We start from the raw sequence: 21,264 nt of genomic DNA, 5'->3' as shown, positions 1-21,264 counted from the left end.
TGATTACTTAAACTATGATAAGTATCACTAATCAAATAGAGCTAAGACATTTAAATTATTTTAAATTACTGGCCGAAGAACTGCATTACCGGAAGGCAGCTGAGAAGCTATTTATATCTCAGTCGGCTTTGAGCCAGCAGATTAAACAGCTGGAACAATACCTTGGGCATTCTTTGTTTGACCGCAACAATAAACGTGTAGTTTTAAACGAAGCCGGAAAACTCTTTTATAAAGATGCCGTTCAGGTCATCCAGAAAATGCAAATAGCCGTTAATAATGTACAACTTCTTCAAAAAGGGAATACCGGGCAGCTTGGAATTAGTTTTGTAGCCTCGGCAATGCAGTCTATATTGCCCGTTTTGCTGAAACAGTTCAACAGCGATTGTCCGAATATTGAATTCCATTTAGAAGAGCTCACCAATAAAGAACAGCTGCTGGCACTGGAAAAGGGGGATATTGACCTTGGGTTTATGCGTTCTAATCAGGTGGGACAAGATATGATGATCAAAAGTGTTTATAAAGAAACTTTTACGCTGGTATTGCCGGCAGATCATCCGATGTCTGCCTCAGTTTTCAAGCATATAGGCGAATTAAAAGATGAATATTTTATTCTTTTCCCCAATGACCAGAGCCAGCTTTATTATCAGCAGATCATTAATTTATGTGCTGATCAGGGTTTTACACCCAAGTTATCACATCGCTCTATTCATGCGCCAACCATATTCAAACTCGTGGAGAACGGGATGGGACTATCTATCATTCCGACCTCGCTGGCTACTTCCGGGAATCCGGGGGTGAAATTTATTGAATTGAAAAACATACCACAACAAACAGAATTGTATGCGGTATGGAAAAAGACCAATGATAATCCTGCGTTACCTTATTTATTGGAAATGCTTGTCTGATGCTATTATTATAGATAGTTTTGGGGATGTTGAAAATTTTTAAGGCAATCGCGTTTAGCTCCACATTCGTTTTACTATTTAATTTCAATTCTTTTGCACAGGATAAGCCTGCATTTTGGGAAGATATACAAGCTATCAAACAATATGACAGAGTTTACACCCCTCCAAAAGATCCCATATTATTTATTGGGAGTTCTTCGATCAGGTTATGGGTCGATTTTACTAAAACATTTAAAGATTATACCGTATTAAACAGGGGGATAGGCGGCGCAGTAACCAGTGACGTAGACCGTTACCTGGAGGATATTGTTTTTCCTTATCACCCTAAACAGTTGATTATTTATGTAGGTGAAAATGATTTGATAAAAGCAGCATCCGGTGATGAAGTATTCCAGAGCTTTAAAAAGCTTTATACTGATATAAGAGCGAAACTACCCATTGTTCCTATCATTTATATTGCGATTAAAGCAAGTCCTTCCAGAGTTCAGTACTTATCAAAAGGGGTAAAAGCTAATCAATTGGTACAAGAATTTCTAAAAGGGGAAAAGAACACCGTATTTCTTGATATATACAAGCCTATGTTTGATAAAAAAGGAGAAATGCAACCTAAATTATTTAAAGAAGATATGCTGCATATGAATGCGTCCGGGTATGAAATCTGGAATAAATTATTGAAACCTTACTTATTAAAAGATTAAGCTATAATTAAGGTGCTGTAATTGTTTACAGCACCTTAATTATTATTGTCCTGGCTTTCTGGCCACCTTAATTTATCCAGCTCAATGGTATCTGTGCGGATTAACCAAAAATTATTCTTTTCATTACTAAATGTAGCAAAAATTATTCTTTAGCTGATTTATATACAATTCGCTAAATCCTGTTAAAACTGCTGTTCGTCGGTTTGTTTGACCTGCTCGTCAATTTCTCTTTTTTAACTAGCTCTGTTTATATAATTTGGCCTTATAATCGATTATTACTAAAATAATAAACGTGTTTAAGCTTGGCTTTGATTGCAATATTGTGATAAAAAGCCGGCTATTTGCTAATATCTTTGTTTAACAAAGTTGTCAAACATTAATATTAAAAACAAGCTGCGATGCCAATAAAAGACAAAGGAACAGAGCAATTAATTAAAGATACAGCCAAGAAGATATTTTTTGCGGACGGGAAGCTGCATGCCACAACTCAGGATATTGCAGATGCCGCCGGAGTAAACAGAACTCTTGTACATTATTATTTCAGGTCCAGGAAACTATTATTTGAGCAGGTAACTGAAGAAGCTATGAATGAACTGCGTCAGATGATGTCGGACGCTTTTACGGGAAAGCAGCCATTTAAAGAAAAATTAAAAAAACTGATCAATGTTTTCATGGATCAGACGATAGCCTATCCTTACCGGGAATTGTTTCTGATTACCGAAACTAACCGCTATAACCAGGAGCATGCAGACCAGGTTCATGACACCCACACTAAACCATTTCTGGCCGAAATAAAAGAAGAAATGGACAAAGGGAATATCCAGGTTATGGACCCCCGCCACTACATGATGAACTTGTTTGCCTTAATGGCTTATCCTTTACTATCAGCTAATCTGAGTAAAAGCTTTATGAAAATAAGTGATCACGAGTACCATAAGCTAATGAAACAAAGAAAACAGCTCATTTTTGACATGATCTATCCCGCAAAATAAATCGTATTCAATATTAATTCACAATAGAAACCAATCAGCAAGAAAAAGTAAATATGAAAACATCAATACAGATTGGGCTCCTGTTCATTACAGGATTAACCCTCGCCTCATGTGGCAACGACAAAAATAAGGCCGCACAGGCCGCAGCCGCAGCTGGGCAGGTTAAGGAATACAAAGTCCTGAAACTGGAACCCAGATCTGCTACCTTAAATACAGACTATCCTGCAAGCATACAAGGCCAGCAGAATATTGAGATCAGGCCAAGAGTGGATGGCTACATCGACAAAATATTTGTGGATGAAGGTGCTGTTGTGAAGATCGGCCAGCCGTTATTCAAAATCAGTGCTCCGCAATACGAACAGGAAGTCAGAACAGCTAATGCAAGCATCGCAAACGCAATGGCACAATTGAATGCAGCGAAACTGGCTATCAATAAAGTAAAACCACTGGTAGATAAAGATATTGTGAGTAAATACGAGCTCGAATCAGCACAGTATACTTATGAGTCTGCACAAGCAGCTGTAGCGACTGCAAAGGCCAGTTTAGTTAATGCTAAAACGAATTTAGGATTTACTACCGTGACAAGTCCCGTAAATGGAGTAGTAGGCTCTATTCCTTTTCGTTTAGGAAGTTTGGTGAGCAGTACAACTGCAGATCCTTTAACTACGGTTTCCAGTATTGGTAACGTATATGCTTATTTTGCACTGAATGAAAAACTATTGCTCGATTTCACTAAAGACGGCAGCGGTTCTTTTGCACAGAAACTTGCTAAACTACCTAAAGTTTCTTTGTTACTTTCTGACGGATCACCTTATACCGAAGAAGGCCGTATAGAAACCGTAAACGGATTAATCAATACCGCTACAGGGTCAGCAAATATCAGGGCCCGTTTTCCTAATCCTAAAGGTGTGATCCGCAGTGGAAGCAGTGCTACCGTAAGAATTCCTAATGCAGTGAAAGATGCAATTCTGGTTCCTCAAAGTGCAACTTTCGAATTACAGGATAAACGCTTTGTTGTGGTTGTGGGACAAGACGGCAAGACTAAAAATGTTGCAGTAACAGTAATGGAAAATACAGCTGGTAATTTCTTCGTAGTAGAAAACGGCTTAAAAGCAGGAGATCAAATAGTATTAGAAGGAGTAGCAACTCTAAAAGACGGCACGCAGATTAAAGCGAATGCTGAAAACCCGGAAACTGTCTACGCAGACTTAAAATAAAAGCAAATGTTTAAAATATTCATACAAAGACCAGTACTCTCCACGGTAATCTCTGTGATTATTGTTATTCTGGGGATACTCGGACTCACGTCACTGCCAATTGCGCAGTATCCAGATATTGCCCCACCTACGGTCAACGTTTCTGCCAGTTATACTGGTGCGAATGCGGATGTGGTTTTAAAAAGTATCGTTATTCCGCTCGAAGAGCAGATCAATGGGGTAGAAAACATGACTTACATGACTTCTACGGCAACCAATGACGGTGCAGCAAGTATTAAAATTTACTTTAAAGTAGGAACAGATCCCGATTTAGCAGCGGTAAATGTGCAGAACAGGGTATCCAGAGCAACAAGTTTATTACCAGCAGAGGTAACTCAGGCCGGGGTAACGGTAACGAAAAGTCAAAGTAGTAACCTGTTAATTTTTGCTTTATACAGTGATGATAAAACTTATGATCAGACTTTCCTGCAAAACTATGCAAAGATCAATTTGGTGCCACAAATACAACGTGTTACCGGAGTAGGGGACGCGACAGTTTTCGGCTCTAAAGATTATTCGATGCGTATCTGGTTAAAGCCTGATATGATGCAACAGTATAGTTTGATACCTAGTGATATTTCTGCTGCACTGGCAGAACAGAATATTGAAGCTGCACCGGGTAAATTCGGTGAAAACGGTAACCAGGCATTTCAATATGTAATTAAATATAAAGGCCGTTTAACCACAGCTACAGAATTTGAGAATATCATTATTAAATCTGCTGGTAACGGTCAATTATTACGCTTAAAAGATGTAGCCAAAGTTGAATTGGGGGCATTAAGTTATACCGCTACCATTGAAACCAATGGTAAAGAATCAGTAGGTGTGGCTATTAGTCAGACACCTGGTTCGAATGCAAGGGACGTAATCAACAATTCAAAAAAGATCATTGAAGAGGCTGCCAAAACCTTCCCTAAAGGCGTAAAATATACAACGCTGGTCGATGTAAATGAGAATCTTGATGCTTCAATTGATAAAGTAATTCATACACTGATTGAAGCTTTTATCTTAGTATTTATCGTTGTATTTATCTTCCTTCAAGATTTAAGATCTACTTTGGTGCCGGCAATTGCGGTTCCGGTAGCTATTATTGGTACCTTCTTTTTCCTGAACTTATTCGGTTTTACAATTAACTTATTGACACTTTTTGCGATGGTACTCGCCATCGGTATTGTGGTCGATGATGCGATTGTAGTCGTCGAGGCGGTCCATGCGAAGCTAGACCACGGTTATAAATCGGCTAAGAAAGCGACCATTGATGCCATGAGTGAAATATCGGGAGCGATTATCTCGATTACATTAGTTATGGCGGCTGTATTTATTCCGGTAACTTTTATTACAGGTTCTACCGGGGTATTTTATAAGCAATTTGGTATTACACTGGCCGTAGCGATTATTTTATCGGCAATAAACGCTTTGACTTTAAGTCCTGCGCTTTGTGCTTTGCTCTTGAAACCACATGCTGACGACCACGAAAATCAGACTTTCATTCAAAGATTTTATACTGCCTTTAACGTTGCTTTTGATAATGTAACTAATAAGTATAAACGTTCAGTACAGTTTCTTTCGGTTAAGAAATGGATAGTTTTAGCAAGTATTGCTATTGCAGGTGCGGCACTGGTTTATATGATGAAAACTACTCCTTCGGCGTTTGTACCCGCAGAAGATCAGGGAACGATATTTACGAATATCAGTTTGCCTCCTTCGGCTTCTATGGAACGTTCAGCAGCGGTTGCTAAACAGGTAGACAGTATTGCGCATACCATACCCGGCGTTCAAAATACGTTGCGTATTGTAGGTCAGAATTTTACTGCTGGTGCTGGTAGTGCTTACAGTATGGTTATTCTGAAATTAAAAACCTGGGATGACCGTAAATTGAGTGTAGACCAGGTAATCGGACAACTTTTTGCTAAAACAGCAGGAATCAGAGAAGCGAGTATCTTCTTTATCTCTCCTCCAACTATCCAGGGATTTGGTCAGAGTGGTGGATTTGAGTTCCAGTTACAGGATAAAGGCGGACACACTACGGATGAATTCTTCAAGGTAAATAATACTTTCCTTGCGGCACTGGCGAAGCGTCCTGAGATTCAATATGCGACAACACCTTTTAATCCGGGTTTCCCGCAATATCTGATGGATGTAAATTTAGAGAAATGTAAAGATGCTGGTGTGAGTGTCAATACTGTTTTACAGACTATGCAAGGTTATTATGGTGGATTATACGCCTCTAACTTTAACAAGTTTGGTAAGCAATATAGAGTAATGGTTCAGGCAGCAGCCGAATACCGGACGAATCCTGAAGGATTGAGCAAAATATTTGTAAGAAATAACGCTGGTAATATGGCACCGATTACAGAATTTGTGAAAATGACCAGGGTATATGGCCCGGAATCTATTTCAAGGTTCAATTTATTCAGTTCTATATCTATCACAGGAGCGCCAAACCCAGGTTTCAGTTCTGGTGATGCAATTAAAGCGATTCAGGAAGTAGCAGCTTCAACGTTACCTGCCGGATATGGCTTTGACTTCTCAGGTTTGACAAGAGAAGAGCTGGCTTCAGGTAGTGAAACGATATTTATCTTTGCGCTGTGTCTTATCTTTGTATACTTTTTATTAAGTGCACAATACGAAAGTTATATTCTTCCATTCGCTGTATTGTTATCAATTCCGTTTGGACTGGCAGGAGCTTATCTTTTCTCCATTATCTTTAAGCTGAACAGTAATATTTATCTGCAGATTTCCCTGATCATGCTGATCGGGTTACTGGCTAAAAATGGAATTCTGATTGTAGAGTTTGCTTTGGATAGAAGAAGAAATGGGATGCCGATTGTACAGGCCGCGATTGAAGGTGCAGTTGCACGTTTAAGACCAATTCTGATGACTTCCTTTGCCTTTATCTTCGGACTGGTGCCACTGATGTTTTCTACAGGTGCAGGTGCGGTTGGTAATAAATCAATTGGTACTGGTGCGGTAGGGGGAATGCTGATCGGAACAATCCTGGGGGTATTTGTGATCCCTGTATTGTTTATCATATTCCAGACTTTACAAGAGAAAATCAGCGGACCAGCGAGAAAAAGCTACGACGATGATGAGGAAGAAGAAGAAGTACATGAAACTAAAAGGATAGAAGGTGCAGAAGAGCACAAACTTCTTGAACCGCCAACCGCTTAGTTGATTTTAAATTTTAGAACAGAATAAGATGACTCATAAATATAACAAACAGGTTTTTGCTTTACTGGTCGCCGCAACCTTTTTCAGCGCATGTTCAGTGACAAAAACCTACGAAAGACCCAAGGTGCAAACTGACGGACTGTATCGCGGACAAAATGCAACAGACTCTTTGACCATGGCTAATCAGCCATGGCAGCAGCTGTTCACAGATGAGAAGCTCAAAGTCCTGATCCAAAAAGGTCTTGATCAGAATGTAAACCTGAAGAATGCTATTCAGAATATTCTGCAGGCTCAGGCTACCTTGCAACAGGCTAAACTGGCTTTTCTTCCTACTTTGAGTGCAGATGCCAATGCAACAAGAAGTAAACAATCTAATGCGGGTTTAAACTTTCCTCCGGGAATTAATATCAATACGGTGACCAATACCTACAAGTTAACCATGAGTACTTCGTGGGAAGCGGACATCTGGGGTAAACTAAGTAGTACTAAACGGGCGGCTTTAGCTAAATACCTGGAAACGGATGCGGCTAAGAAAGCTGTTCAGACCCAATTGATTGCTGATATTGCGAATAATTATTATGGATTGCTGGCTTTAGATCAGCAGCTCTCTATCACTCAGAAGACACTGGAAAGCAGAATTGCAAATGTAGAAACTATGAAAGCTTTGAAAGAAGGTGCAGTAGTTAACGGTGCAGCTGTCGTACAAAGTGAGGCCAGTCGTTATGCAACTGAAGTTTCTATACCAGACTTGAAAAGGAGTATTCGTGAAACAGAGAATGCCATACATATATTATTGGCTGAGAATCCTGGATCTATTGACAGAAGTACGATGGAAGTGCAAGCTATTCCTTCAGATTTAGCGACGGGTGTTCCTGCGCAGTTATTGCAAAACCGTCCGGATGTTCAACAGGCTGAACTTGCTTTCAGAGGCGCTTTTGAAAACACGAACCTAGCTAAAACTTATTTCTATCCAAGTTTGACTTTGACAGCTTCAACAGGTTTTTCAAACCTGACATTGAAAGACTTCTTTGACCACTCTGTCTTCTACAATTTAGTAGGAGGGCTGACCCAGCCGATTTTCAATCAGGGATTAAATAAAGCACGTTTAAAGACTGCTCAATCCTTGCAAATACAAGCATTAAATAACTTCCAGCAAAGTTTATTTGTTGCAGGGCAAGAAGTTTCAAATGCGCTTTATGCTTATCAGACTGCGGTTGAAAAACAAGATTCAAGAGCTAAACAAGTTGCGGCACTAGTAAAAGCAGTTGACTACACACAAGACTTATTACGCTTTAGCTCTGCTACAAACTATACTGATGTATTAACGTCAGAACAAAGTTTGTTAGCAGCGCAATTAAGCGGTGTAAGTGATCATTTGCAGAAAATGCAAGCTGTGGTTAACCTTTACCGTGCATTAGGTGGTGGCTGGAAATAGCGATTACCAATCGAGTCCTTGCAGGGACTCATGATATTTCAGAGGATCAAAGCTGTAAAGGTAGGGTGCTTTATGCGCCCCGCCTTTACGCAGGTCTTCTTGTTTGATCAGAATATCGAAACGCATAATACGGCGGTAAAAATTACCCCGGTTGAGTGGTTTTCCCAATGTAGTTTCATAGAGCTTTTGTAATTCCGACAGTGTAAACTTCTCCGGAAGTAAATTCAGTCCAATTGGTTTATAACTTAATTGTTGCCTTAATATAGTTAAGGCATTTGTATAGATCAGTTGATGGTCCATCGCCAGTTCCGGCAAGTCATCAATACTCCGCCATTCACATGTTTCACTATATTCATCAGCGGTCACGTTTACTTCTGTATAGTCTACAAGTGCGTAAAACCCTGCAGATATAAAACGTTGTTTATACCACAGGTCATCTTCATAACCTTCAAAGAACCCTTCAGAACGGTTTAATGCACCAAATACCCCGAATTCTTGTAAGTATACACGTTCTGCACCAGTGCGTTCAAAAAGGACACGTTGCGCGGCATCTTGTAAGTTTTCATTTTTAAGGATGTAACCGCCTGGTAATAACCACTTTTGAGCAGCGTTCGTTTTGAGTAATAAGACTTTGAGCTGGTTTTCATGAAATCCGAATACTACGCTGTCTACAGAGATATGGGGTAAGCAATTTTCCCACATCCATTTACTTTTCTTTATTATCCCCTGGTCTAGTTTCATTATGGGGCAATATAAGAATCTGTTTAAAAGATCTGGTGAAAATTGGCTAATCATAATTATTTGAACTCTGCGCTTTCCAGTATTTCTTGAAGAATCTGCTCAGCTTTCTCTTTCTCACCGGCTATTAATTTGTATTCAATTTCAATATTGAAAATTTTCCTGGTTTTAGGATTGTAAACTTTGGCTCTATTGTGGCCTGAAGTTTTAATGTGAAAACTAATATTTAAATAAAAATTACCTTTAATACTTTTAATTTCCGAGTTATACTCATTATCATCTGTAGGTTTCAAATATCTTTTATAAGATTGCTGTTCTGATTGCAAATACTCATAAGATCTTTCTCCGTTTACAACTGAAAAACGAAGAATGATGTTATCAATCTTGTAAATATCTTTTGTAATTCTTTTAAAAGCATCTCCAGTACCGAAAGCACTCATGCTTTCTTTAAATTCCTGGTCATCAAACACATTAGCTCCTTTAGGTAGTATAATACTGATTTCTGGACTAAGAAAAATTCTATTTTGTTTGTTAATACTAAAGGATAATATAATCGTTAATAAGACTGTTGCAATTTTCATAAGTAATAAATTTAGTAATTTATATATTTTAATCAGGGATTATTGAGGACAATTAATATCACGGACAATAGGGGTACCATTTAGCGTACCAGCTTCAACAGGTTTAAATTCAGTTGAACCAGGCTGTGCTTTGTACAAATTTATAGATTTGCCTAATTGCGCTAATAAGGCAAACATAGTTGCCTCTCCCTCAGTAGCATTAATATTGAATTCCTCTCTGTAAGTTCCAGCGAGTGCTCGATATTGGTCTCGATAAGCTTCACGATTTTTACTATATTCTCTAAAGGATTTATTATATTCAATTGAGTTTTTTATAGTAGCAACATAAGTTCCACTTTTTGTCACGATTGTTACTGAAACATTATCATAATAAAAACCAATAGAAGATTCCAATTCATAAGGAGGCATCATGGTATTATTTATTAATGCCTGGTTATTAAGAGAGATAGTGATATTAAGAATCAGTTTGGCGGATATTTTACCTTTTTAGTATATTGAGTACACTTTAGCTGTATTTCCAATGAAAACAGTTTCAATAGTTGACCGTCTGTTAAAAAACATGAGTAATATGTATGAATTAGGGAAGCAGTGTGCCTTTGAATTGGGAAATTCGTTTTATGCTCAGTTTGAAGAGGATGGAGAATATTAGCGTAAAGAAATGCCAAATGGTGACAAGTATCTTGTTAAAATAGAGGTTGTAAAGAATGAATTTGATATGCCAGTACGAGTAAGAGATGTTGTGATTAAGAACTTCATTCAATAATAACCAATGAAGTCTTCGATATTATTACCGCAAATCAGAATTTTCCTTTCCCGGAGAATTTATAAAAAGCTATATTCGCGAAAAAAATTAATGCTTGAAATTGTATACCAGGATGATCATATCATTGCGATCAATAAACCACATGGACTATTAGTACACCGTTCCTCAATCGCAACCGATGCGAAAGAATTTGCCTTACAACTCTTAAGAGATCAGGTTAACAGACGGGTAAGTCCAGTACACCGTTTAGACAGAAAAACAGGTGGTTTATTATTATTTGCCTTTGAGAAAGATGTTGAAATTGCACTGCACCAGCAATTTCAAAACGGGGAAATACAAAAGAAATACCTTGCAATTGTTAGAGGTTATGCTCCTGACAGTCAGGATATAGACTATCCGCTAGTTAAAGAAAATGGAGCAATTCAAGAAGCTTTTACTTCCTTTGTTACCCTAAAAAGAGCAGAACTCGATATTGCTTTGGGTCAACACCCCACTTCAAGATACTCTTTAGTAGAAGCAACCCCTACAACAGGACGTATGCACCAGCTACGTAAACACTTTGCGCATATCTTTTATCCAATTATAGGTGACCGCAAGCACGGCTGTAACAAACAAAACAGGTTCTTTAAAGAGCAGTGGGAAATGACAACGATGTTATTACACGCTTCAGAACTGATTTTCAAACACCCTTTTACCAAAGAAGATATTCACCTTAAAGCCAATATACACCAAGAATTTAAAAGAGTGATGGACATCATGAGCTGGTAACCATGAAAAGACTACTATTAATTCTTTTGCTTTCAGTGGGAGCACGCACCTTGTCTGCTCAGCAAAATCAACCCATTGAACCCGCGGCTAAATCATTGACTGCGGTAGTTAAACTGGATACACTCAACTGGGTTGATCAATCTAGAAAACGTCTTGTTCCTGTAGCCATTTACGGACCTGAAAAACCAGCGCTTTCTAAAACCGGAAAACTGAATCAGGTTATTATTTTAAACCATGGCTATGGTCAAAACCAATGGGGATCATTTAAAGCTTACAGTTATCTTGCCAACTTTCTGGCCTCAAAGGGCTATACTGTAGTGAGTATCCAGCACGAACTTGCTACAGATGATTTGCTGCCCACTGCAGGTAAACCAATTGAAACACGCTGGCCCAACTGGGAGCGGGGAGTTCAGAATATTTTATTTGTCATCAAACAACTCAAAAAAACCAGGCCCGATCTTGATTATAAACACCTCAGTTTAATCGGTCACTCCAACGGTGGAGATATGGTCATGCTATTTGCAACACAACATCCCGAATTAGTAGCTTGCGTAATTTCCCTTGATAACCGGAGGATGCCATTTCCAAGAGTTAGCAAACCCAGGATATATAGCTTGCGCTCCTCAGATCAGCCCGCTGATGAAGGCGTTTTACCATCATCCGACCAGCAGCAGCATTTCGGAATAGAGCTTGTGAAGTTAAAAAGCACTATACATAATGAAATGGACGCTAACGGTAAAGACTGGCAGCACCAGGAAATAAACCAGCTGGTTTTAGACTTCTTGATAAAAAGTCAGGATTAACCTTTCTGTACTTAACAGGAATTTTGCCCTAATTTCCTGCGTTGGAGCGCTTCTATTCATATTTCAGTGCCTTTATCGGATTAGCAATAGCTGCTTTGTAGGTTTGCCAGCTTACAGTTAATAAGGAAATAAGAATTGTAAATAGTGCAGTTAAAATAAATATCCAAAGGCTGACCGGTGTTTGAATATCAAAATTCATTAACCACCTGTTCATTAAATACCAGGCAACAGGTGAGGAGATCACAATGGCTATTAATACCAGCTTTACAAAATTTAAAGCCAGCATTTCCATTAACTCTTTGACTGTTGCTCCCAATATCTTACGGATACCAATTTCTTTAGTACGCTGCGCGGCACTATAGGCGGTTAATCCGAATAAGCCCATGCACGATATAAAAATTGCCAGACCACCAAATATATTGGCGAGAATACCTATTGTGGCTTCATTTTTTAGTTTTCCCTGGTTTAAGTTATCAATGAATTTAATATCAACCGGAAAATCCGGATTTAGTTCCTTCAGGATCGTACCAATTGCAGCGATGCTTTCGGCAGCACTTTTCTGAGGATTAAGGCGCATGGTAATCGTTTCACTAATTCCATCGGCGTAAGCAATGAGCATAGGTGCAGTAAACTTGTTCGGATTACCCCACACAATATCTGCAAACACGCCGGTAACTATCCTTGGTTCTCCCTGGTGAATTATTTTTGCGCCGAGCGGATGCTTAAGTCCCATGATACGTACTGCTTTTTCACTAAGCAGAATCCCTGAATGATCGGATGTTCTGTCTTTATTAAAATCCCGGCCCTGAGTTAGCCTGATTCCAGTTGTTTTAACAAAATCTGCTGTTGTATAAAGCTGATCAAAATCTATAAGTTTGCCTGATTCTGCCATGCCTTCCCATCCTAACTCGCGGATCGTACTCTCTTTATTGGTGATACCGCTTGAAGATTGCGTAACACCAACCACGGCCTGGCTTTCTAATAACCTTGATTTTAAAAGATCATATTTCTCATACAGCAAACCTTCATGCGGAACCTCTACCAAACCATTTGGCTGATAACCTAACGGCCTGTTTTTGATAAACTGGATTTGTTGATAGATTGTAACTGTCGAAGCAATTAAGATAATAGCAAATGAGAACTGAATGATAACCAGGATTTGTCTTAAACCTAAAATCTGGAAGCCTGCTTTCTTTTTTAAAGTTTGTACCGGATTAAATGCGGAAAGATAAAAAGCAGGATAACTCCCGGCAAGAAAACCCGTTAAAGTTAACAGACCGAATAGCATAATCCAGTTAACAGGGTTCAGGTAACTAATAGTTATCGTAATATCCAGTAAATGATTAAACCAGGGTAGGGCCAGCTCTACAATAGCAATGCTGATTAATATACTAATGGCTGTCAGCATCAGAGATTCTGCTAAAAACTGGAAGACCAGGGAACTTTTTGTGGCTCCCATAGTTTTTTTAATCGCCACTTCTTTTGCTCTTTTCTGCGCATGGGCAGTAGATAAATTCATGAAATTGATACAGGCAATCAGTAAGATACCAAGCGCTAAAGCTACAAATAGTTGAACCTGACTGATTTTTCCTCCTGTACTTTTACCATTTACAAAATCCCCATACAGGTGTAGTTTGGTCAATGGAAAAAGAAAAACATCTTCTTTAGCAGTAACAATGTGATTTTTGACCAATCCTTTCAGTTTTTGATTGAACTGGTTAATATCAGTATTTCCGGTAAGCGTCATTAAGGTGTAGAAGGAATGATTTCCCCAATTTGTTTTTGCTGGCCATTGATTTAAATTTTCAAACAAGGTCCATGGAGTAAGCGCTTCAAAAGTATAAGTTATATTGGCGGGAAGATCTTTGATAACGGCAGTAACTTTTAAACTTGCCTGATTCTCAAATTTTACAGTTTTATTTAAGACATCTGTCGTTCCAAACAAACGTTTGGCTGTGGTTGCTGTAAGTATAATGGAATTAGGGTCGTTCAGTGCTTTTGCAGGATTTCCGCTGAGAAACTGAAAATCGAATACCTTAAGAAAATCGGGGTCCGCATATCTGCTGCTGATTTTAAAGCTATTATCGGCAGTAGTTAGTAATCTTTTATAAGCATTTGTCGTTCTGGCGATATGTTTGACCTCCGGAAAATCTTCCTTTAACGTTGCGGCAAGTACATTTGCCGTAAGGTCAATAGTACTTACTGTATTTCCATTTCCGTCATAACTATTCACCATGGCCTGATAAATCCCGGCCGAATTCTTAAATTGCTTGTCATAATTCCATTCGTAATGAGCATATAACATCAAGAGTAAGCAAGAAGATAATCCAATGGCAAGGCCTCCGATATTAATCAGTGAGGAGGATTTGTTTTTCCAGATATTTCTGAATGCAATAATGAAGTTAAGTTTGAACATAAATATGAGAATGAATATATACAGCCCTGCCAATGATGTGCCATTCATGAAATCGTGGCTTATCTATGGATTAAAGCCATTCCGACGTTCGCAATTGTTCAATTCCGAACGTCTGCTGTTCAATCTTGAACGTCATTTATAGTCTCATTAAACCTGTTAAGCAAAGCTTTGATCTGCTCCAGTGTTTTTTCTTCTGTAATTTCACCTTCAGCATTGATTTTTGTTTTGGCGAAAGAAATGAGCAATTCCAAATTCTCTATATTTTTAGCTTCAATAACCTTTAATGTTTCCAATAATCCTGCATGTCCATATTTTCCATCAGTGGAAGCTGTAATCAGCACGGCAGGTTTATTTGAAAATTCAGCACTGGAAACCGTCCAGTCAATTGCATTTTTCAATGTTCCGGGAACGCCATGTGCATACTCTGGCGTACAAATCAGTATACCGTCAGCAGCGTTAAGCAAAGCTCTGAATTGAAGTACTTTTTCCGGGGTGTTTTCAATGCTTTCATCGGGGTTAAAAGCTGGTAACCCCAATAAATCTTCAAATAGGGTGATTTCAAAAGTATCTTTTGATAGTTCGCCAATAGCTTTGATCAAATGATGATTGGCAGAGTTTTTCCTTGTGCTGCCTGAAATGGCAATGATATTTTTTAAGGATGACGGTTTCATAAAGCAATAATACGCAATGAAAGATAAACCTGCAATGGAAATCCGGGAATGAAGGGAGAGGGGAAAAGGGTGTTAATTTGATAGAAAAAATGTTTTAATATATATATTTACGACCCCTATACTTTTCATCGCTACCCCTAAAAAAGAAACCTATACATGAAAATAAAAGACTTTGCCGTAGAAAGATATTTTGCCAGGTATGAATTCACAGCCAAATACCTGCTGTCAAGTTCCGATTGTGATGGTTACCCGATGCAATACGTTCTCAATCTGGCTTCAGCAGAAGAAAAAGAAAGCTGGAATAACCTCAAACTCGGTTATACAGAAACCCGTGGAAGCCTGGAACTCCGTACTGCAATTCAACAACACTTTAAAACTATCGAACCCGATGAAATCGTAGTTTCTTCACCCGGCGAAGCTAACTTCATCCTGATGAATGTTTTACTTTCCCAAGGAGATCACGTGATCTGTATGTCACCGATGTATCAGTCCTTATATGAGATCGCTAAATCTTTAGGCTGTGATGTTTCTTCGTGGACAGCCAGTCAGGAACAAGAAAACTGGTACTATGACCCCGAAGAACTTGAAAAACTGATCAAACCTGATACAAAAATGATCATTATCAATTTTCCTCATAATCCTACCGGTTTTATCCCGGCTCTTGAAGATTATAAAAAGATAATAGCTATCGCTAAAAAACATAACATTGTTCTTTTCTCTGATGAAATGTATCGCTTTTTAAACCATACAGAAGAAGAAGACCTGCCTTCTGCCTGCGATTTATATGAAAATGCAGTCAGTTTATGGGGCACAGCAAAAACCTTTGGACTTGCAGGTTTAAGATTAGGCTGGCTGACTTCAAAAAACAAAAACATCCTGCAGAAAGTAGAGAATTTCAAAGATTACCTGAGTATTTGTAACAGTGCGACCAGTGAAATTCTAGCCACTATTGCACTTAACAACATGGATAAATTTGTAACACCCAATCTGTTAAAAATCAAGAAAAACCTTAAACTATTTACTCAGTTTCATCAGGACAATGCAGACTTTTTTGATTTCCCTAAACCAGTTGGCGGCTCAACTGCCTTTATTAAGCTGAAAGTTAAAGAAACATCAATGGAGTTTTCAGAGCGGCTGGTTAAAGAAACAGGAATTATGTTATTACCCGCTGAAACATTTGAATACGGTGATAAACATGCAAGAATTGGATTTGGAAGGGAAAACCTGCCGGAGATTCTGGAAATCTTCGGAAAGTATATCAGGAAATAAAGCGAAGAAACAGTATAAAATGTGAAGACTACTAATTTAGCATACTAAATTAGTAGTCTTATACTTCGTATAAGTTAAATTTTAATATATTAGGGCGCTTAACCGACTGGAAGCTTGACCTTAATACTTACTAATGACTGATAGAATTAAACCACTGCATGAAGACTGGACAGTAGTTATCCTTGGCTCCCTTGTTATTCTCTTTTCCCTTGTTTTTTACATCGTTCCTGTACCCATATACAAATGGAGCAGCCCGGCTGAACTTGGAACTGCTATTTTTAATACAGGCAACCTAACGACAATCCTCATCCAGTTTATTTTTGTGCTGATAGTAGGTGCAATTGGCGCGCTGGTAACCGGTAAGCCAGTCAAAAACTTCTTAATCAGTTTTCCCGCAGTGTATCTGCTGACTATTTTTGCACTGATACTTGCCGGAAATTCGTTTATCAAATCAATCAACCTGGAAGCTGTAATTTTCAGTCTGGCCATCGGTCTGCTTATCGGTAATCTGTTTAAACTTCCGCAATGGTTCAAAGATACCCTGTCTACCGAGCTTTTTGTTAAAATCGGGCTTGTCTTGCTCGGAACCACAGTTATTTTCTCAGACATTTTAAAAGCAGGCTCATTAGGGCTGATGCAAGCATTAATTGTCGTACTCTCCGTATGGTATTTCGCATTCTGGCTTTGTAGAAAGTTAAAAGTAGACGATGAATTGACCATGATGATCTCCAGTGCCGTATCTATTTGTGGTGTTTCTGCAGCAATCGCTACTTCGGGAGCTATTAAAGGAGATCCTAAGAAACTGTCTTACGTGATTTCCATGGTGCTGATCACTGCCATTCCCATGATGATCTTTATGCCCTATATTGCAGCTTATTTTTCTTTTCCGCAACAAGTAACCGGCGCATGGCTGGGTGGAAGTATTGATACCACAGGAGCTGTCGTGGCTTCGGGAACTTTGGTAGGAGAAGAAGCGCTGAAAATAAGTACTATTGTTAAATTTTCACAGAATGTACTGCTCGGGATTGCAGCTTTTGCCATTAGTATTTACTGGTCTTATAATAAAGCTGCCAAAGGTGCTGAAACCGTAGAAAAACCGACTTTAAAAATTATTTGGGAGAGATTTCCCAAGTTTGTACTCGCTTTTATAGGTGCGTCGGTAGTTTTCTCTTTCTTTTTATCGCCAGCTACAGCTGCCCCGGTGAAGGATAGTCTTAAAAATCTTCAGAATGCCTGGTTTACACTCGCTTTTACGAGTATTGGTCTGGAAACCAACTTTAAAGATCTTTTTAAGAATGAAAACAAGAAACCACTTTACGCATTTTTACTGGCACAACTGTTTAACATTTTTATCACCTTAATTATTGCCTGGTTCCTTTTTAGTGATGCAGCGAAGATTTAGCAACGCAGCGAAGATTTAAGGAAAAGGCTTTAAGCTAAAAATCGATGTCCGGGTTAAACGTCAGTTCAGCTTCAACTTTTCCGGATTGATGATTTTGCCTGCTCGCTTTTACTTTCAGCAAACTCAAATCTTTGATATAACTATTTAATAACGTAAACTGGTTCTGTTTCCTGAGCTGATCAAAATCTATTGCTGCAAAAAAGAAATAGGGGGTATAGACATATGCCGAACTCATTGGTCTCTTTTGATTAGTACTCAGCTGAAATACCTGGTTATCATATTGCCCATAGACCTGATACAAAGGAAATAACTCTCTATTCAATTGATTATCCGTTCCGATAACCCCTTGTTTGCACAAATAAGAAACCAATGATGATGTATTCCCCTTTAAAGACAACGTGATTTCAGGAACCTTTACTTCTTTTTTCACCTCCTGTTCAACCTTCTCAAATTCATCATTATAAGTATAACTAATTACCGATTGAGACTGACTGACCGGATTTCCAACTTCAAATTCCAGTAAACCCTTATAATATCCAAGCAGTGAATCCTGTTCCAATACATGCCCATTGAACCTGACATCCTGAGTCAATACCCCTTTTAAATCTGCATTTAACCATCCACTCACACTTAATCCTTGCGCTAAAATTTCCGGACGATTACAAGAATCCGGTACACCAAGCCCCTTTAGAGGAAATGTCCCGCTTAACAAAAGACCATGATCAGTAAGGCTTGCCTGTCCGGAATAGCTTTTGAAATCATAAACAATAGGAGCGTCCTGCTTTTTCAGCCTGGCAACTCTATCATCCGTATCCGCTAACAAACTTTTTCCGGCCAGCAGTTCTCCCATAATGTCATTTACGCTTTCCTTTATTAAAGAATAACAGATCACTACATTCTGCGTATTATAAACAACCTTTATACTTTGATCCTGGCTATTTCCCCAGACCGGTCCCTGCGCATTTGATATAAAATGATTAATCTTGAATACTCTTTCGAGATAAGCCTTTAATACTGTAGTATCAGTTACCGGAAGAGAACAGAAAAACGTCAGGGCAGACTTATTGCTAACCGTATAAACAAAGATATTAGCTGGTACACCAAATCCGCGCGCACCGCTTTTTAAATTGCTTAAACCTCTCTTTTTCACAATCTGATCGACATTGATTTTAAAAATCAATGAAGCCCGCTGATGAATTCTGTTCTGATAAGAACTGTACTGCCTGTATTGGAGTAAGCCGTAAACAGTGAGCAGCAACAATAAAACTATAGCTGCTGCTGCGATGAATATCTTCTTCATTGGAATATAATTTCAGCCTTATTTTTCTACATCTTCAGCAATAGAGAATAAATATTTTAAAGCATTTTGTTGCTTCGCAGGGATGTCCATGCTGATTTCACCAGAAAATACATTGTCTTTAATCTGGTTAGATTTCATATAAATATCTCCTAAGGAATTCAGCAGTTTATTCGTTCTGGCTAATTGCTGAGGGTTCGTAAATTCATTTGCAGGGATCTTTCCAGCAAATCGCTTAGCGCTGAAATAGGCAGAAAAATTACTTTTCAGGATCGCATTCTTATGTTTGGCAGAAACTTTTGCCTGGTATTGATTACTCACAATCTGTTTAATCTCATCGACATTTGTTCCGACAAAGATAATCCCGTTATGGATTGCGAAATAAACAGGCACTGGCGTTTTTGGCGTAGAAATCTCATAATAACTCTGCAGATCCGTAACTACCTTTTTCTTAACCCCATAAGCAATCAGTTTATTCAATAACCTGGTATCTTCCGTAGAAACCATTAACAAGAAATCAGGAGAAGTTTCTTTTTTCGTTCTGGTTACCGTGTCTTTTTCGAAATTATCCTCGTTGTACTCATAAGTCTTATAAGTGACTTCATTTTGCTTTAAGCCGTTAAAAATGAAAAGTGCATCCCCTTTAATCACTTTACTTACCGCTTCCTCATCCAACAGCAGCGAAAACAAATCGGTTGCCATGTCAGCTTCATCCTTATAGATTGAACCGTACATTCTGTTCATCAGCTTAGGATATTCCTGTAAATAAGCCTTGCTATCCAGCGCATAAGCCATATAACCTGTAAGTTTATCCTCATTCACATAGTTCAAAAACTTCTTGTTCACCTTTCTCTTATTGATTTTGGTGAAAGCTTCTGCCATTTCCTTACTCAAAGTGATCGATGAACCAATTCTGATCGCATCTTTTTCCAGGTAAAGCTTCACATTTGCGCTTCCATATCCATTCAGGAAATTGATCCCTTTGAAAATTGCTGTTGGCATAAAGTCCTGCATCGCTTTTTCAGTGCTTGCAATCCAAGCAGTAACCTCTGCTTTTTCATCTATACTTTTAACAAAATCTTTATTGCTTAAAATTGAGTTGCGGCTGTCCTTCACAAAGAAACCGGAGATCATTTTTTTAGTCCAGTTCACCACCTCTTTATTCTTGATCGCTGCAATCCGTTTATTCTCCTTCACGGTAGCTGTGTCAATTTCAATATCCTGCCCATAAATAGCAACCGTGTCCACCTCAGTTTGCGTAATATCAGCAGTATCTACTGCAGCATAACTCTCTTCCTTAGACCACCTTTCACCGAGGTAAACCGTATTCTTTACCTTTTTTCTTTTCTGATATTTCTTTGATGTTTTATGTTTTGGAAAATGGTGAGCGCCCGGTTTGCGTTTACGGACAACAGCTTTCTTTTTCTTAACCACAACTGGTTCTTCCGCGTAAGGTTCCGCCACAGTAGTTATTGCAGAATCTGCTGTAGTTGTATAATCAATCCCCGGGTAAGCAGATCTGACAGTAGTTGTTGCAGGATCTCCTGTTAAACCATGATCTGCTACAGGTAAACCTAATCTTTTGCTCACTTCTGGTCTGGCAAAATAAGCTTCTTTGCCGCTGCTCTTTACAAAAAGCAGCATTTCATCATTCCATAAAACTACCTCAGTAGAATCGTGGTTAAAAAAAGTTCTTAATTGAGCATTTGTGGTGAATTTCTTATCAGACTGCCTGAACAAATCGTCTACTTGTCCTGAATTGTTGACAGGAGCAAGGACACAATTATAACTTACGCTATCATTACTCTGGTTATAATAATAAAAAACAGAAGATAGATTGATACCAAAATCTGCAATCGTTTTAGTTTGTCCTTTCACAGATTCAGGCATTTTCTCTACCATCTTTTTGCCCAGGAAAGTATTGTTAAACTCTTTTACAGACATCAGTTCGATCAGGTTGTTCCCTTTAAGTGTAACCACAGCCTTAGCATCTGCAGGGATTTTATGAGCGAGGTTCTGTGCATTTGCACCCAGCGCAACGATAGAAAAGATAGCAGTAACGGCACATTTGGAAAGATGATTCATGAGCATAGTATATT

At 38.6% G+C, this 21,264-nt stretch carries 17 protein-coding genes; 10 read left to right on the top strand and 7 right to left on the bottom strand.

Translation table 11 applies throughout. The annotated features are described in order from the left end of the window. The first annotated feature begins 14 nt into the window (after positions 1–14). The 6 genes from LY11_RS11595 to LY11_RS11570 all read left to right on the top strand — a co-directional run bounded on the left by LY11_RS11595 (position 15) and on the right by LY11_RS11570 (position 8,457). Positions 15–905, top strand: a complete 891-nt coding sequence (locus tag LY11_RS11595; RefSeq protein WP_111633860.1) for a LysR family transcriptional regulator — start codon at positions 15–17, stop codon at positions 903–905. A 26-nt stretch (positions 906–931) separates the two neighbouring features. Next, complete coding sequence (locus LY11_RS11590) at positions 932–1,603, top strand: GDSL-type esterase/lipase family protein (RefSeq protein WP_111633859.1); 672 nt, start codon at positions 932–934, stop codon at positions 1,601–1,603. A 398-nt stretch (positions 1,604–2,001) separates the two neighbouring features. Further along, positions 2,002–2,595: a TetR/AcrR family transcriptional regulator gene (locus tag LY11_RS11585; protein ID WP_111633858.1), complete on the top strand. Its 594-nt coding sequence runs from the start codon at positions 2,002–2,004 to the stop codon at positions 2,593–2,595. 53 nt (positions 2,596–2,648) lie between these two features. Then, a complete protein-coding gene (locus LY11_RS11580) occupies positions 2,649–3,812 on the top strand; it encodes an efflux RND transporter periplasmic adaptor subunit (RefSeq protein WP_111633857.1) in 1,164 nt (387 codons plus the stop codon). Positions 3,813–3,818: 6 nt separating this feature from the next. After that, complete coding sequence (locus tag LY11_RS11575) at positions 3,819–7,022, top strand: efflux RND transporter permease subunit (RefSeq protein ID WP_111633856.1); 3,204 nt, start codon at positions 3,819–3,821, stop codon at positions 7,020–7,022. 28 nt (positions 7,023–7,050) lie between these two features. After that, entirely contained in the window at positions 7,051–8,457 is a 1,407-nt protein-coding gene (locus tag LY11_RS11570; RefSeq protein WP_111633855.1) for an efflux transporter outer membrane subunit, read from the top strand. A gap of 3 nt (positions 8,458–8,460) precedes the next feature. Here the strand turns inward: LY11_RS11570 and LY11_RS11565 are convergent, their stop codons facing one another. Genes LY11_RS11565 through LY11_RS11555 form a run of 3 tightly spaced genes read right to left on the bottom strand, consistent with a single transcriptional unit; the run spans position 8,461 to position 10,187 of the window. Further along, the gene (locus LY11_RS11565) at positions 8,461–9,198 is read right to left on the bottom strand and encodes an NUDIX hydrolase (RefSeq protein ID WP_111633854.1); all 738 of its coding nucleotides are present in this window, start codon (positions 9,196–9,198) and stop codon (positions 8,461–8,463) included. A gap of 56 nt (positions 9,199–9,254) precedes the next feature. Continuing rightward, positions 9,255–9,776 (bottom strand): hypothetical protein, encoded by a 522-nt coding sequence (locus LY11_RS11560; RefSeq protein ID WP_111633853.1) that lies wholly within the window; start codon positions 9,774–9,776, stop codon positions 9,255–9,257. A 39-nt stretch (positions 9,777–9,815) separates the two neighbouring features. Continuing rightward, positions 9,816–10,187, bottom strand: a complete 372-nt coding sequence (locus LY11_RS11555) for a hypothetical protein (RefSeq protein WP_111633852.1) — start codon at positions 10,185–10,187, stop codon at positions 9,816–9,818. Between the two features lie 442 nt (positions 10,188–10,629). Between LY11_RS11555 and LY11_RS11550 the strand changes: the two genes are divergently transcribed. Next, a complete protein-coding gene (locus LY11_RS11550; protein ID WP_111633851.1) occupies positions 10,630–11,307 on the top strand; it encodes a pseudouridine synthase in 678 nt (225 codons plus the stop codon). Positions 11,308–11,309: 2 nt separating this feature from the next. Next, positions 11,310–12,110 (top strand): alpha/beta hydrolase family protein, encoded by an 801-nt coding sequence (locus LY11_RS11545; protein WP_111633850.1) that lies wholly within the window; start codon positions 11,310–11,312, stop codon positions 12,108–12,110. 52 nt (positions 12,111–12,162) lie between these two features. Here LY11_RS11545 and LY11_RS11540 read toward each other — a convergent pair whose 3' ends face one another. Both LY11_RS11540 and LY11_RS11535 read right to left on the bottom strand, forming a co-directional pair. Then, the gene (locus LY11_RS11540) at positions 12,163–14,526 is read right to left on the bottom strand and encodes an ABC transporter permease (RefSeq protein ID WP_170132671.1); all 2,364 of its coding nucleotides are present in this window, start codon (positions 14,524–14,526) and stop codon (positions 12,163–12,165) included. Positions 14,527–14,645: 119 nt separating this feature from the next. Then, positions 14,646–15,197 carry an NADPH-dependent FMN reductase gene (locus LY11_RS11535; protein ID WP_111633848.1) on the bottom strand — a complete coding sequence of 184 codons (552 nt, stop codon included), beginning with the start codon at positions 15,195–15,197 and terminating at the stop codon, positions 14,646–14,648. A 156-nt stretch (positions 15,198–15,353) separates the two neighbouring features. Here LY11_RS11535 and LY11_RS11530 point away from each other — a divergent pair, with 156 nt between their 5' ends. Together LY11_RS11530 and LY11_RS11525 are read left to right on the top strand one after the other, a co-directional pair. Next, positions 15,354–16,466 (top strand): aminotransferase class I/II-fold pyridoxal phosphate-dependent enzyme, encoded by a 1,113-nt coding sequence (locus tag LY11_RS11530; protein WP_111633847.1) that lies wholly within the window; start codon positions 15,354–15,356, stop codon positions 16,464–16,466. Between the two features lie 133 nt (positions 16,467–16,599). Beyond that, positions 16,600–17,868 (top strand): YeiH family protein, encoded by a 1,269-nt coding sequence (locus LY11_RS11525; protein WP_111633846.1) that lies wholly within the window; start codon positions 16,600–16,602, stop codon positions 17,866–17,868. A 34-nt stretch (positions 17,869–17,902) separates the two neighbouring features. Here LY11_RS11525 and LY11_RS11520 read toward each other — a convergent pair whose 3' ends face one another. Then, positions 17,903–19,168 carry a hypothetical protein gene (locus LY11_RS11520; protein WP_111633845.1) on the bottom strand — a complete coding sequence of 422 codons (1,266 nt, stop codon included), beginning with the start codon at positions 19,166–19,168 and terminating at the stop codon, positions 17,903–17,905. Between the two features lie 18 nt (positions 19,169–19,186). Further along, a complete protein-coding gene (locus LY11_RS11515) occupies positions 19,187–21,250 on the bottom strand; it encodes a hypothetical protein (RefSeq protein WP_111633844.1) in 2,064 nt (687 codons plus the stop codon). Between the last annotated feature and the right edge of the window lie 14 nt (positions 21,251–21,264).

Source organism: Pedobacter cryoconitis (genome assembly GCF_003259615.1).
Taxonomy (GTDB): domain Bacteria; phylum Bacteroidota; class Bacteroidia; order Sphingobacteriales; family Sphingobacteriaceae; genus Pedobacter; species Pedobacter cryoconitis.
Note: the sequence above shows the minus strand (reverse complement) of the source record. Positions and strands in the feature narration are given on the sequence as shown.